Raw genomic sequence first — 13,570 nt, 5'->3', positions numbered from 1 at the left:
TCGTCAAGTTCTCCTTACATCCGCAGCTCAGCACCCGTCTCTGTCCGCAACGCTTCGACGACGGCTTGCGTCACCTGCTGGACCTCTTCGTCCTGCAGTGTCCGGTCAGAGTGACGGAATACGAGGGAGAAGGCCATGCTCTTTTTGTCGGTTGCGATACGTTCACCTGTATACACATCAAACAGCGTCAGCGATTCCAGCAAGTCTCCGGCGGCTTTGCGGATGACGGACTCCAGCGCATGCGCGGGCAGATCGCGGTTGACAACCAGCGCCAGATCCCTCGTAATAGCAGGGTATTTCGGAAGCTGGTTGTAATGGCCCACAGGTGCAGCCGCCTTCGTCAGCTCTTCCACATCAAACTGGAAGACGTACGTTTCAGCCAGATCATGCGCTTTTTCCGTAGCAGGATGGACCTGCCCGAAGTATCCGAGACGACGGTCAGCTACCCATGCCTCTGCCGTGCGGCCCGGATGCATCCCGGCCAGATTCGCTTGGGCGCGGTATTCCACGCCGGTGATACCAAGACTTGCGAACAGCGATTCCACCAAACCTTTCAGCAGGTAAAAATCAACCGCTTGCGTCTGTCCCATCCAGTTCGTCGGCAGCCATTGGCCAGTGAGTGCACCGGCCAGGTAAAGGGGCTCTTCCGGAAGCTGTGTCAGCTTTTCCTCCGTGCTCAGGAACACGCGTCCCAGCTCAAAAATGGAGACATTGTGATTCTGTCTGTTCTTGTTGTAGGAGACGGTCTGCAACAGGCTTGGAATCAGGCTGATGCGAAGCACACTGTGCTCTTCGCTCATCGGCATCGCAAGCGGGATCGGCTTGGCAGCGATCTCATGCAGTCCGGCGACCTCTTCTGCCTTTTCCGGGTGGAGAAGCGCATATGAAATCGCTTCGTTCAAGCCTGCTCCGATCAAATGACGGCGGATCGTCCGGCGAATTTTTTGCTCATATGTCAACTGACCCTGTGTGGTCATCCCTTCTGGAAGGGTGGTCGGAATGTTGTCATACCCGTAAAGGCGGGCTACTTCCTCCACCAGATCCTCCGGCAGCATGATATCCCCCCGTCTCGTCGGAACGGTAACGGCCCATTCTTCGCCGTTTTGTTCATAAGGGAACTGGAGGCGGTCAAAGATTGGCGTAACATCCGCTGCGGACAGAGCGGTTCCCAGATGCTGATTGATTTTGCTCAAGGTGACCGATACGGCGGCCGCCTTCGGCTCGCGGACCGTCGCTGTAGCCTGGCCCTTGGAAACCGTAGCGCCGGAAAGCTGCTGGATGAGGTACGCTGCACGTTCTCCAGCCTCCTGCACGCGCGCTTGGTCGACGCCCTTTTCCCAGCGGACACAGCCCTCTGTCCGCATTCCCAGCTTGCGAGATGTACGGCGGACTGTCTGCGGCGTGAACCAGGCAGCCTCCAGGATAATTTCCTTGGTTTCCGGTGTAATTTCAGAGTTGGCTCCACCCATGACACCTGCGATAGCCAGTCCTTTTTCGCGATCGGCAATCAACAGCGTTTGACTATCCAGCTCGCGCTCCTGATCGTCCAGCGTTACCAGTTTTTCACCCTCTTCCGCGAGACGGACCACGATGGAGCGGTCTTTTACCATCGCCGCGTCAAATGCGTGCAACGGCTGTCCGTACTCCAGCATAACGTAGTTGGTGACGTCCACGACGTTGTTGATCGGACGGATACCTGCTGCCATCAAACGGTTTTTCATCCATTGCGGAGAGCTTTTGATCACGGCATTCGTAAAATGGCGTCCTACGTAACGATAGCACTCGTCCTCTGCTTCAATCTCCACTGTAACCGGATTGTCTTCGCCATTTTCGACGACTGCAATCTCCGGAAGAATCACTTCACGGCCGAGAATGGCGGCCACCTCATAGGCGACACCGAGCATGCTCAGACAGTCGGAGCGGTTTGGCGTCAAGCCCAGCTCCAGCACGTAATCGTCCATGCCCAAATAGGAAACGGCGTCCATGCCTACTTCTGCATCCTCAGGCAGAACCATGATGCCTTCCTGCTGGTCCTTGGCAAGCAGCTTGTCATTGAGGCCCAATTCTTTCGCCGAGCAAATCATTCCCTGCGATTCTACGCCGCGCAGCTTGGAGCGCTTGATATGCAGGTCTCCAGGCAGCTTGGCTCCAATCAGAGCGACGGGAACCTTTTGTCCCTGAGCGACGTTGGGAGCTCCGCACACGATCTGCAGATCCTCTCCCTGCCCTGCATCCACGATGCATACATTCAACCGGTCAGCATCCGGATGCTTGCTCTTTTCCTTTACATAGCCGACTACAACTTGGGAAACTCCCGCATTGCACGGTTCGACCGCATCCACTTCGATTCCGCTGCGGGTCAATTTCTCCGCCAGCTCGTAAGGTGTGATGTCATGCAGATCGACGTATTCCGATAACCACTGATAAGATACCTTCATGACTCTTTCGACTCTCCTTTCTAGGACCGGTTAAATTGTTTCAAGAAACGTACGTCATTTGTATAGAAATGGCGAATGTCTTCGACGCCGTATTTCAGCATGGCGATCCGCTCAACACCCATCCCAAAGGCGAATCCGCTGACTTCCTGCGGATCATAGCCGGCCATCTCCAGAACACGCGGGTGCACCATGCCGGAGCCGAGAATTTCGATCCAGCCGGTTTGTTTGCAAACGCGGCAGCCTTCTCCACCGCACTTGAAGCATTGCAGGTCGACTTCCGCGCTCGGCTCGGTAAACGGGAAGAAGCTGGGACGCAGACGGACCTGCTGATTCGGTCCGAACATCTGACGGGCAAACGTGAGCAGCGTTCCTTTCAAATCGCTCATCCGGATTCCCTTGTCGACTACGAGCCCTTCAATTTGCGTGAATTGATGGGAGTGGGTCGCATCATCGTCATCGCGGCGATACACTTTACCCGGGCAAATAATCTTGACGGGTGTTTTCCCCTCTTTTTTCAGCATCGTGCGAGCCTGTACAGGCGATGTATGAGTCCGCATCAAAATCTCTTCCGTCACGTAAAACGAGTCCTGCATGTCGCGAGCCGGGTGGTCCTTGGGCAGATTGAGCATCTCGAAGTTGAAGTGATCCAGCTCTACCTCCGGCCCCTCGGCAATGTCAAAGCCAAGGCCGATGAAAATGTCCTCGATCTCCTCGATGATGCGGGAGAGCGGATGCATTGTACCTGCCGGGATCGGGCGTCCCGGCAGAGTAACGTCCACCGACTGGGAGGCGAGCTTGGCTGCGAGCTGCGCCTCTTCCAGCGCTGCCTGTTTGCCGGCGAAGGCTTCCTCCAATGCACTGCGAACCTCATTGACCAATTGGCCTACGACAGGACGCTCTTCCGGGCTCAGGCTTCCCATTCCTCTCAGGAGCTCTGTCAGCTCCCCCTTTTTGCCAAGATACTTTACACGCAGCTCTTGTAGCTGCGCCCCATCCGCGACCTGGCTGATCTGGGCCAGGGCAGACTGTTTCATTTCCTGTAACCGCGTTTGCACGTCATATCGCTCCTTTACTGATTTTGGTAAAAAAAGAAAGACCCGCCCCAAAAAGGGACGAGTCATTACTCGCGGTACCACCCTTGTTAAACAGAGCCATACGGCTGCGGAGACACGATCCTGGTCCTCCAGCCCTCCATACGGCTTTGCTTCACTCGTTCATGATAACGGGTTGCCCCGGTTACCCCCTACTTTGTTCCTAAAATACTGTTCAGGGGCCAGCTCGAGAGTGAATTCGGCAGCTATAGTGTGGGATGCTTTCAGTCAGCGGCATCTCCTCCCTGAAAAACTATAGGTCCTGCGTACTAGTCTCTGTCATCGCTTTGCGTTATAATGCAGTTGTAGGAAAATTATAGCGCAACCTAAGCTAACTTTCAATTATACAAATGTTGCATGATGATTCGGCCCGGCTCCTACGAAATACCCTCTTTGGGAAGGGGACTTCAGACATGATCGACCAGGTTTCCGCTCTCTATGACAAGAAAATAGCTTGCCTGCATTGCCAATCCACCTTTACATCAAAACGAGTCCGCAGCGGCTCTCTTTCCATGTTGAAGCGCGACAGTGATTTTTGTACATACTTCAAGGAGCAATCGCTGAACCCGATCCTCTATACGGTCAATGTCTGCCCGTCCTGCGGTCTTGCCTTTAGCGACCAATTCAAGCAGCACCTGACTCCCTCGCAAAAAAAATTGGTGGGCGAGCTGATTTCCGCAAAATGGACGCCCAAGGAATTTGGGGGGATCCGCAGTCTGGAAGCAGCATTGGCCGCTTACAAACTGGCGATTTACGCAGCCGAGCTGACCGATCAGGTGCATTCCGTCAAAGCTGGCCTTTATTTGCGTCTGGCCTGGCTCTGCCGTTTCCAGGAAAACCAAGCGGAAGAAAAACGTTTCCTCCACATCGCCGCAAATGAATACGAGCAATCTTTCATCCATTCTGATTATACACAAGGCGAAAAAGAGATGTCGGAAGTTCGCGTCCTGTACCTGATCGGCGAATTAAAGCGACGCGTTGAGCAGTATGACGAAGCGATCCAGTATTTCTCGCGTACGCTGGAATACAGAAATCGCACGATTGAAACGGGCATACTCAGCATGGCCCAAGACCAATGGGCACAGGCTCGGGAAGATTACAAAGCAAAAAAGCAAAAGCAAGCGGCGAAGATCAGTTGACGGCCTGACCGATTCTCTTCCGTTGGGCCTCGTACACCAGTATGCCGGCTGCAACAGCCGCATTGAGCGATTCAGCCCGTCCGTACAAAGGAATGTGTACATAGCCGTCAGCAAGACGAGCCACCTGCTCGGAAACTCCCCGCCCTTCATTCCCGATCACGATTACCGCTTTTCCGCGATAATCAGCCTCGTCATAGGCGAGGCTGTTTTCTTTTAGCGAGGAGACGAGTACGTTGGCCCCCTGCTGTTGTAAAGTCTGAATTGCCTCGGGCAGGGAACGCAGAAAAACGGGCAGGCGGAACAGGGCTCCCATCGTAGCACGAACGACTTTTCCGTTGTACAGATCGACGCTACCCTCGCCCAGAACGACGCCATCCACCCCTGCGGCTTCGGCTGTGCGCAGAATCGTCCCGAGATTTCCCGGGTCCTGGATTTCATCGAGAACAAGCAGCAGGTAATCCCGCTCCGATGCTCTTTCTATCCATTCTGCCCAGTTTTCCGAATCTATTTTCACCTCAGCGACAATTCCCTGCGGAGATTTTGTCTCTGTCAACTTGCCAAGAACCGCAGAAGACACAGCGATCACCTGTACGTCTGTCCCCCGCTCGTCTAACGCCCGCAGGCATGCCGGATCAATCCCTCGACTCTCATCGTAGAGAACGGTAACCACCTGTGCCCCGCTGTTCAGCGCCTCCTCTACGAGATGGGCGCCTTCCACCAGAAAACGGTTCTGCTCCTCGCGCCCTTTCCGGTTCAAGAGCTGGTGCAATCGCTTGACCAGTGGATTTTGTACGGACGAAATCACTTCATGACGCATTTAGTCTTGCTCCTCAAATGTTTTTAGATGCTTGTTGTTTCCGATCACGACGAGGACGTCGCCAAACTGGATCACCTCGTCCGGACTCGGGGCGATATTGAACTTGTCACCGCTTTTAATTGCGATGACGTTTACCTCATAGCGTGCCCGGATGTCCAGCTGGCGCAAGGTTTTCCCCACCATTTTCGAGGACACTACGACCTCCGCCACGCTGTAATCCTCAGCCAGCTCGATGAAATCAAGAACATTGGCCGAGATCAGATTGTGTGCGACTCGCACCCCCATATCACGCTCCGGGAAGACGACCCGATCCGCGCCTACCTTGTAGAGCACCTGTCCGTGCCTTTCATTTTGCGCTTTGGCGACGATCTTTTTGACGCCCATTTCCTTTAGAATCAGCACGGTCAAGATGCTGGCCTGAATATCGGCTCCGATCGAGACGACGACGACATCAAAATTGCGGATGCCAATCTCGCGAAGCGCTCTCTCGTCTGTAGAATCGGCTGCAACCGCATGGGTCACGTACTGAATATTTTCATTGATTCGCTCTTCATCCTCGTCGATCCCCATCACTTCGTATTCCATTTCATACAAGGTGCGGGCTACACTGGATCCAAACCTGCCCATGCCAATGATAGCGAACTGCTTGGACATTCCTTCCACTCCTTCTTCATTCCTGCCTGCTGTTGGGTTAAAAAGCCCATCCCATCATTCGCAGAAGACATCCTCGGATAGTTGAATACCAAGCATTATAACACAAGGATTTACCCTGCTACAAAAGCAGGTATGAGCTTACCTGGAAAGACGAATACTAGGGGGGCAACCCATATCGAAAAAGGGGGTGTCCGTCCGTCATGAACATCGCTTCTCTGAACCTTCGTCAGGCGATTATGTACAAAATGCAGGGCTCTGACGCAAATGCCGTCGAAGATACCATCAGTGACGCCATTTCCACCGGTCAGGAAAAAACGCTTCCGGGATTGGGCGTGTTGTTCGAAGTGCTGTGGCAAAACAGCGATGCCTCGAGCCGTCAGGAAATGGTGCAAACGATTGCCGAGCATCTGCCGAAACAGGCTGACCGTCCGATTTAATCGAGAAGAGAGGGAGGGACTTCGTGGTCTCTCCCTTTTCACTTAGTGCATTTCCATGCCAAGTCGCCGCAGCTTTATCGTGTATTTCACCTCAATCGGGAATTGCTTGAAGTCTTTGAACCAGTCATGCTTTCTCCAGTAATCCGCATAATGATGGCCGCGCATGGCGAGACCGAGTTTGAGGATGTCGCTGTTGTACTGCTTCTGCAGGATATCAAGCATTTTCCTGGCCCGTTTTTCCATTTCTTTTTTGATGAGTTTCTGCAGCATCACGATCACCTCTTCCGGCGACCCTTCAACGTTTTTGGTCATTTCGATAATGTCCCCCTGTATCTCGCATAAGTACGCAACGCCATGTCCGCTATGGTTATCCTGTCCCGTCGCATGCGATCCTTTCATTTCCAATTTCGTTCTGACGAAGTGAGGACGAAAGGAGATGTACCCTCCTCCCTTACCCGGGAGCGGTACGATGACATCTCCTCCCCTTTTCTCATCTCTCAGCTGCAAAAGTGCCCACGTATGGATATCATTGAGCGAGCCGACCATTTTTTGATCCCGAAAAACAGCTACCCCTTTCCATTTGACGTCATCCTTATAGGCCTGCACATAGTTTAGCATCGGCTGCAAGGTCTCATTGGACGTCTGAATCAAGTATTCGCCCATCGTTTGGTCAGGGATCGTGCCCATTTTCGTTCCATTTTCGATGAGATCCATTAAAAACACGACGGGAATCTGGATCAAGCCGGGTTTCATCTCCAGCAAATCGGCTGCTCTCCCTTGAACGACGACAGGCCACATCAGACGTCGTATTTGAGGGTCCCGCCGAAAGCTGTCAATGATGTCATCCATTCCTCTTCTGGCCACGTCTTCACTGATAGCGAGCACACGCGTATGCCCGAGGAAAATCCGCTGATTCAGACGCTGCTGAAGATTGTTGACGGCATCAGTTACGGTTTTCCCGGTAACACTCATAATTTTTACCGCGTCCTTGTTTCCTCCCCCTCCCTGCCCGCTGCTGCCGACAATTTTGATCGGAATCGGAATTTGTACAGTCAATTTATATAAGTTCTGCCTGCCCTCGACCAAGTCGATGCCAAGCGCGATAACGGATGTTCTCTCCTCCAGTTCGCGCCGATCCCAGCAGCCTGTCAAAAGCGTCATAAAGAGTAATAAACAGCATAGGGAAGCCCAGGCTTTACCCATGCGCATCACTTCCCTTTTCCCTTTTTCTTCCCCGGTCGCGATAGAGCATGATCAGCCAGTGGATCAAAGGTGAGACGACGCTGATCCAGACGATTGTATATCCGATTAAAGAGGTCATCTTAAAGAGCTCCACGATGTTCTGCGGTCCAATCGCAACGAAAAAAAGGGGAAAGATCAAAACAATAGATGCAATCCGCTGGAAAAGCATTCCCTTCTTCAGAAGCTGGCGCAAGCCGTAGATTACTGCATAGTATCCATTAGCTACGGTTGTAAAAACAGCCGCTACCCAGACAGCGAGAAAAGCCGATTCCAGCCGTTCCAATATCAATCCGGGCACTTGCGTCGACTTGACGAGCTCCAAGGTCGGCCAGGTTACCCTTTGCAATTCCTCATGGCCAAAAACGACGATCCCCGCGAGGACGATCAATGTGTATACAAAAACAGAGATCCCGATACCGTAGAACCCTGCTTTGACTTTTCCCGTATTTTCGTGTGCAAAAGCGAAAAAGATCAGCATGATCTCGTAACCTTGAAATGAAAAATTGGTCTCAAACGCCCCCGTGATAATGGTCTCCCAAGGCACCCTGATCAGTGGGAGTATGTTGTTCCATTCCGCTTTTTGAAAGGACGCAAGCGCAATAAACAGAATCGGGAACAAAATGAGCGGAAACAGGATTTCATTGACCCGGGCAAGGGTATCGATCTCGTGCAAGCAGAGAATCACAGCCAACACGAACATCGAGACAATAATGACCTCCAGTGGCGTATCCATCAATACAGCTGTAACGACCACCTCACCAAAAATACGGGATGTTATGGCCGTGGTCACGAAGAGAGCAATGAGAAACATCATAATCCATGGCAGGCTGAGCCAAAACCCCAAACGGGATTGCTCGTGTCCCCCCCACACAATCCGACTGTACTGGATAAATGTCAGTCCAGGGAAACGTCTGCTTAAAACCGCGATCAACCAAATCGCAAAAAACGTCAGAACCGACCCCAAAATCGGAGCCATCCAGCCCGCTTCAAACATCTTTTCAGTGGTTGTTCTCGGCAATGTCAGAACACCTACGCCAATCAGCGTGCTGGTAATGAGCGAAGTCATCTGCCACAGGGAAAACGTATTGTGCTGCGGATCTTTCCCAAGCTGGCTCATGACTTCTCTCCCCCCTTGCGGATCTCGTCCTGAGGATGGAACATGGTGGGGCGCCTTGTCAGCCACCTGAATGGCATGCGAATGACCATGTCCCTCATCGCGACCAAATTAATCGGGCTGATCGGTGTCAAGTAAGGCACGCCAAACGACTTCAGGGACGAAAGATGGATCAGGATAATGATGATAAACAGCATAATCCCGTACAAGCCAAACATCCCCGCCAATAGCATCAACGGGAATCGCAGCATCCGAATGGCGATAGCGGCACTATAGCTGGGGGTTGCAAAGGAACCGATCGTGGTCAGCGCGACGATGATGACCATGATCGGACTGACGAGGCCGGCCGAAACAGCGGCTTCACCGACGACAAGCGCTCCAACGATTCCGATGGTAGGTCCAATGGGGCCAGGCAGACGTACGCTTGCTTCCCGCAAAATCTCAATCGCCGTCTCCATAATTAATGCCTCCATCACAGACGGAAAAGGCACAGTTGAGCGTCCGGCAGCCATGGCTATAACAAGCCGGGAAGGGATCATTTCCGGATGAAACGAGCTGAACGCGATGTAAAGAGACGGCATAAGCAGCGCGATAATCATGCTGACTCCCCGAATCATCCTGATAAAGGTTGCGATATAAAAGCGTTCATAGTAATCTTCCGGGCTCTGATAGAACTGCGAGAAGACAGCCGGTGCGATTAGGGCAAACGGAGTGCCATCAACCAGAATCGCCACCTTTCCTTCCAGCAGGTTGGCGACCACCTTGTCCGGCCTTTCCGTGTTCTGTATCTGCGGGAAAGGAGACCAGCGGGTGTCCTGGATCAACTGCTCGATATAGCCGCTCTCTAATATGGCGTCGATGTTGATGTTTTCAACCCTTCGGCAAATTTCCTGAACGATGGGCTGATGAGCGATCCCCTCGATATAAGTAACGTAAATATCCGTCTGTGTCCGTTGGCCTACTACAAAATGCTTGAGCCGCAGGTTGGGGTCTTTTAGCCGCGACCGGATTAGCGCTGAATTAACGCAAAGCGTCTCTGCAAAGCCGTCGCGCGGCCCACGTACGACAGACTCCGTTTTGGGCTCTTCCACCCCACGTCGATCCCATCCCCTGGTGTTGTTTAAAAACACCTTGTTCTGTCCATCCAGAACAAGCACGGCATTTCCAGAGAGGATGTTGCGAATCGCCTGCCGCAGTCGGTCTGTAGATTCCAGCTCATTGACAGCCGGTTTTTCGTAGGTGACACTCGTGGAAGCCATAAACCGTATGATATACTCACTGACCACACCTCGGTCCACCATGCCATCTATGAATAGCAGAGCGGCCTCTGTGCCGTTTTTCATAGTAAACCTCCGTACCACCAAGTCATCGCTTTTGCCGAGCTGTTTCTCCAGCAGGGCGAGGTTTTCTTCCAGACTGGAGGAGAGGATCGTATCAGGGACGCTTTCCATGCTTTTATTGGCATGTTGTGTAAGGGCAGCATTCCGCAAACTTGCTTTTCGCTTTTCCCACGCTTTCCAAAACTGGCTCAACGCTCTCCCCCCTGTACCGTCAGATGTGGTTAGTGTGCCCAAAAATGGATAGAACACTCTCCTTTTCATTCTGATGGAACAGGTAAAACGTCCGTTGAACAACAAAAAAAAACCGCCTTTACGACAAGGCGGACCATTTCAGGATATAGCGAATCGCTAGAAAAAGCAGATACATCTGAATGATGAAAAAAACCGGAACAGGGATCGTAAAAGAGAGGTGCTTGGTCTTGTGGCGGAAAAAGAGCATACCCGCCCAGGTCCCTGCTGCCCCTCCCAATGCAGCGACGAGCAGGAGCCCGGATTCGGGTATGCGAAGCCTTCCCTGCTTGGCGCAGCGCTTGTCGTTTGCCGTCACCATGAAGGCGTACACATTGACAAGAATGATGCCCGCAAGCAGCCAGAGCAGCTGCTGGCTCCACCAGCCGTACCCGATCATGAGCCAGGTACACGCCAGCAGAGCATTGCGAACCCTTTTATACGTTTCCAAATGATGCTGGTTGTTCATCTTTATTCTCCTTTTGCCCGAAAAGCGCGATTGGCAACAATGAACCGGCGAATGAGAAGACCTGCAGCAAACAGAACCGCCAGCACCAGAAGGCCATATAAACCGTAGGAGCGGATTAATGTGATGATCCCTTCTACATTGCGTCCAAAAATGTATCCAATCGCATAAAACGCAGCCGTCCATAATAAGCCGATCGGGTACGACAAAATCGCATAGCGTCGGAAGGTCATTCCGCTCATTGCGACGATATACGGAACCACGTGCCGAACCACAGGAAACAAATAGCTGAAGCAAAGAGCCAGCGTGCCGTACTTCTCCAGCAAAGCAGTAGAGCGCTGGACCGTATGCCTCATCTTTTCCGTTTTGGACAACCACTTCAGGATCGGTTTGCCAAAGAATTTTCCGAGCAGAAATCCGATCGTCAATCCCGAAGCTACTCCGATATAGCCTGCCAAAAAGGCGTAGACCGGGTCCAGCAGTTTAATTGAAGCCAGAAATCCCCCCGTGGCCACCACCAATTCGTCTGGAATGGGCAATCCGACGATCCCCAGCCAGAGCAAAAAGAAGATGGCAATATAGCCGTATTGCTCGATTATCGACATCAACAGGTTGATTTCCATGGCGCAAAAAATCCCCTATCCTCGCCGCTTGGCTCTGTTTCGTTTAGGCCGTCGGCGCTATTTCCAATTTCATATCCCTTTTACCTATACGGATGCACAGCCCCAAAAGTTACTTGTACTATTTTGCAATCTAAACAAGGCTTTTATCAATACAAATCATTTATTGAACAAGAAATGATCTACCGAATGGACAAAAGCTCGTCTTGCTTGACCACCGTATAGGAATTATCCTGACCTTCCTGATAGGGATAATACACAACCAATACATGCGAACCTTCTACAAGCTCACCAGATTCCTCCCATTTCCCAATGTCGAAGGAAACAAGAGCAGGCAGGGTGTGCTTGAAATACTCCTTCTCCGTTGCGGTATGTCGGGCGAAATCTTCGCGCAGCTGCTCGCGTTTTTCCGCGACGACCTGATAGAGCGCTTGCAGGTCCGATTTTTCCAGTACGTCATCCCACCAGAGTTTTCGCGGGCGATGCTTTTGATTCCGCAGGTAATCGTATTTCATCAGGCTGAGAATGTGCTGCATCTGCTCTGTCCCGCGAGTCTCCAGAAACAGGCGCAAACGGAGAAACAAATCCTCCAACTGATGACCGATCCGGCTCCACCCTTTTTCTTCCCAAAAATCTCCAAACTCCTGAAAGAAATCAAAAGGTGTGGCAAAGGTGCGGGTCACAAGCCATTCCAGCGTGTTGTCCATACGATGCGCATTCCAGTACTTCTCCAGAATATCCTCTGCCCGCTTGATCCGCTGCATGTCGCCAAAAGAGAGTACATTGTTCCCGAGAATTTCGTACGGAGCCTGGTCCATGTAAATATAGCCGTGATTGGCTGCCCGCGCTCTGACGCCAGTACCGCGCAGCATCTTCAGAAAACCGAGCTGAAGCTCTTCCGGCCGAAGCGCGAACACATCGTTGAACGTCTTGCGAAACGAATCGTAGTCCTCTTCGGGGAGTCCTGCAATCAAATCAAGATGCTGGTCAATTTTTTTGGAATTCTTGATTTTGGTAACGGTATTGGCCAGGCGATCAAAGCGTTGAATCCGCTGTACGAGGCGGTTCGTCTCGTCATTGGTCGACTGGACGCCGATTTCAAACCGGAAAATTCCCGGAGGCGCATTTTCAATCAGGAAGTCGAGAACGTCGGCACGCAGAATGTCGGCCGTGATCTCGAACTGAAACACGGTTCCATTGTGATTGTCAATCAGGAACTGAAAGATCTCCAATGCGTACTTCTTGTTGATGTTAAACGTCCGGTCGACGAATTTAATCGTTTTGACCCCGTGGGAAATAAGCCTCAATAAATCAGCCTTCACTCGCTCAAGGCCAAAATAGCGGACCCCGTCTTCAATGGAGGACAGGCAGTACTGGCACTTGAACGGACAGCCACGCGACGCCTCGAAATAAACGACCCGATTGTTCAGCTCGTCCAGATCCTCTTCAAATGGGGAAGGGATGGAATCCAAGTTCTCAATTTGTGCACGCGGAGCGCTAAACCTGACGTGCTCTCCGTCGCGATAGGCGATGCCCGCGACGTCCTTTAAGCGAGGAGGCTCTCCTGTACGAAACGATTCATCATAGGCTTGCATCAATTCAAGAAACGTCTGCTCGCCTTCCCCCAGCACGATCACATCGAATTCCGGGTGCTGCCTAAGCCAGTGGTCGGCATCATAGCTTACTTCCGGACCTCCGACGATGACGGGCAGGTCGGGACGGATTTTCTTCAAGTTGGCGATCACGTCGATCGTCTCGCGGATATTCCAGATGTAACAGGAAAAAGCGGCAATATCCGGCTGCCGCTTGTAGATGTCACCGACGACATTCAGGGTTACATCGTTTATCGTGTATTCGGCCAATTCAATATCGGGAAATGTCGGCTTTGTATAGCTGCGCAAATAACGCAAGGCCAGTGAAGAGTGTATGAACTTGGCGTTAAGTGTAGACAATAAAATTTTCATCTGTACGTGTACTCCTCTTG

The 13,570-nt window shown here is 52.1% G+C and carries 12 protein-coding genes; 2 read left to right on the top strand and 10 right to left on the bottom strand.

Features of this window, described 5'->3' with window-relative positions:
- Window positions 1–14: 14 nt before the first annotated feature.
- Together pheT and pheS are read right to left on the bottom strand one after the other, a co-directional pair.
- A complete protein-coding gene (gene pheT / locus NST37_RS07735; RefSeq protein WP_243013980.1) occupies window positions 15–2,438 on the bottom strand; it encodes a phenylalanine--tRNA ligase subunit beta in 2,424 nt (807 codons plus the stop codon).
- A gap of 20 nt (window positions 2,439–2,458) precedes the next feature.
- A complete protein-coding gene (gene pheS / locus NST37_RS07730) occupies window positions 2,459–3,493 on the bottom strand; it encodes a phenylalanine--tRNA ligase subunit alpha (protein WP_003387789.1) in 1,035 nt (344 codons plus the stop codon).
- 449 nt (window positions 3,494–3,942) lie between these two features.
- Here pheS and NST37_RS07725 point away from each other — a divergent pair, with 449 nt between their 5' ends.
- The gene (locus NST37_RS07725; RefSeq protein WP_024984394.1) at window positions 3,943–4,668 is read left to right on the top strand and encodes a DUF2225 domain-containing protein; all 726 of its coding nucleotides are present in this window, start codon (window positions 3,943–3,945) and stop codon (window positions 4,666–4,668) included.
- Here NST37_RS07725 and rlmB read toward each other — a convergent pair.
- Window positions 4,661–5,485, bottom strand: a complete 825-nt coding sequence (rlmB, locus tag NST37_RS07720) for a 23S rRNA (guanosine(2251)-2'-O)-methyltransferase RlmB (protein ID WP_003387792.1) — start codon at window positions 5,483–5,485, stop codon at window positions 4,661–4,663. The genes NST37_RS07725 and rlmB overlap by 8 nt on opposite strands.
- Entirely contained in the window at window positions 5,486–6,139 is a 654-nt protein-coding gene (locus tag NST37_RS07715; RefSeq protein ID WP_003387794.1) for a TrkA family potassium uptake protein, read from the bottom strand. It lies immediately after the preceding gene.
- Window positions 6,140–6,339: 200 nt separating this feature from the next.
- Here NST37_RS07715 and sspI point away from each other — a divergent pair, with 200 nt between their 5' ends.
- Window positions 6,340–6,576: a small acid-soluble spore protein SspI gene (gene sspI, locus NST37_RS07710; RefSeq protein WP_003387795.1), complete on the top strand. Its 237-nt coding sequence runs from the start codon at window positions 6,340–6,342 to the stop codon at window positions 6,574–6,576.
- A 42-nt stretch (window positions 6,577–6,618) separates the two neighbouring features.
- Here the strand turns inward: sspI and NST37_RS07705 are convergent, their stop codons facing one another.
- From NST37_RS07705 to NST37_RS07680, 6 genes are all read right to left on the bottom strand, one after another.
- A complete protein-coding gene (locus NST37_RS07705) occupies window positions 6,619–7,779 on the bottom strand; it encodes a Ger(x)C family spore germination protein (protein WP_327956574.1) in 1,161 nt (386 codons plus the stop codon).
- Window positions 7,772–8,935: an endospore germination permease gene (locus NST37_RS07700; RefSeq protein ID WP_172920939.1), complete on the bottom strand. Its 1,164-nt coding sequence runs from the start codon at window positions 8,933–8,935 to the stop codon at window positions 7,772–7,774. The genes NST37_RS07705 and NST37_RS07700 overlap by 8 nt, the downstream gene beginning before the upstream one ends.
- A complete protein-coding gene (locus NST37_RS07695; RefSeq protein ID WP_327956576.1) occupies window positions 8,932–10,464 on the bottom strand; it encodes a spore germination protein in 1,533 nt (510 codons plus the stop codon). Before NST37_RS07695 ends, NST37_RS07700 begins: the two co-directional genes overlap by 4 nt.
- 118 nt (window positions 10,465–10,582) lie before the next feature.
- Entirely contained in the window at window positions 10,583–10,969 is a 387-nt protein-coding gene (locus NST37_RS07690) for a DUF1294 domain-containing protein (protein WP_024984397.1), read from the bottom strand.
- Between the two features lie 2 nt (window positions 10,970–10,971).
- On the bottom strand, window positions 10,972–11,589 hold the full coding sequence (locus tag NST37_RS07685; protein ID WP_003387800.1) for a DedA family protein: 618 nt from the start codon (window positions 11,587–11,589) through the stop codon (window positions 10,972–10,974).
- Window positions 11,590–11,768: 179 nt separating this feature from the next.
- Window positions 11,769–13,550 (bottom strand): B12-binding domain-containing radical SAM protein, encoded by a 1,782-nt coding sequence (locus NST37_RS07680; protein ID WP_311067663.1) that lies wholly within the window; start codon window positions 13,548–13,550, stop codon window positions 11,769–11,771.
- Between the last annotated feature and the right edge of the window lie 20 nt (window positions 13,551–13,570).

Origin of the sequence: Brevibacillus sp. FSL K6-6036 (genome assembly GCF_037964015.1) — a bacterium.
Classification (GTDB): domain Bacteria; phylum Bacillota; class Bacilli; order Brevibacillales; family Brevibacillaceae; genus Brevibacillus; species Brevibacillus borstelensis.
Note: the sequence above shows the minus strand (reverse complement) of the source record. Positions and strands in the feature narration are given on the sequence as shown.

Bases quoted from the DNA above. Each gene is read 5' to 3' on its own strand.
- NST37_RS07700 (WP_172920939.1), bottom strand. From the start codon at position 8,935: ATGAGCCAGCTTGGGAAAGATCCGCAGCACAATACGTTTTCCCTGTGG.
- NST37_RS07705 (WP_327956574.1), bottom strand. From the start codon at position 7,779: ATGGGTAAAGCCTGGGCTTCCCTATGCTGTTTATTACTCTTTATGACG.
- NST37_RS07715 (WP_003387794.1), bottom strand. From the start codon at position 6,139: ATGTCCAAGCAGTTCGCTATCATTGGCATGGGCAGGTTTGGATCCAGT.
- NST37_RS07685 (WP_003387800.1), bottom strand. From the start codon at position 11,589: ATGGAAATCAACCTGTTGATGTCGATAATCGAGCAATACGGCTATATT.
- rlmB (WP_003387792.1), bottom strand. From the start codon at position 5,485: ATGCGTCATGAAGTGATTTCGTCCGTACAAAATCCACTGGTCAAGCGA.
- NST37_RS07690 (WP_024984397.1), bottom strand. From the start codon at position 10,969: ATGAACAACCAGCATCATTTGGAAACGTATAAAAGGGTTCGCAATGCT.
- NST37_RS07725 (WP_024984394.1), top strand. From the start codon at position 3,943: ATGATCGACCAGGTTTCCGCTCTCTATGACAAGAAAATAGCTTGCCTG.
- pheT (WP_243013980.1), bottom strand. From the start codon at position 2,438: ATGAAGGTATCTTATCAGTGGTTATCGGAATACGTCGATCTGCATGAC.
- sspI (WP_003387795.1), top strand. From the start codon at position 6,340: ATGAACATCGCTTCTCTGAACCTTCGTCAGGCGATTATGTACAAAATG.
- NST37_RS07680 (WP_311067663.1), bottom strand. From the start codon at position 13,550: ATGAAAATTTTATTGTCTACACTTAACGCCAAGTTCATACACTCTTCA.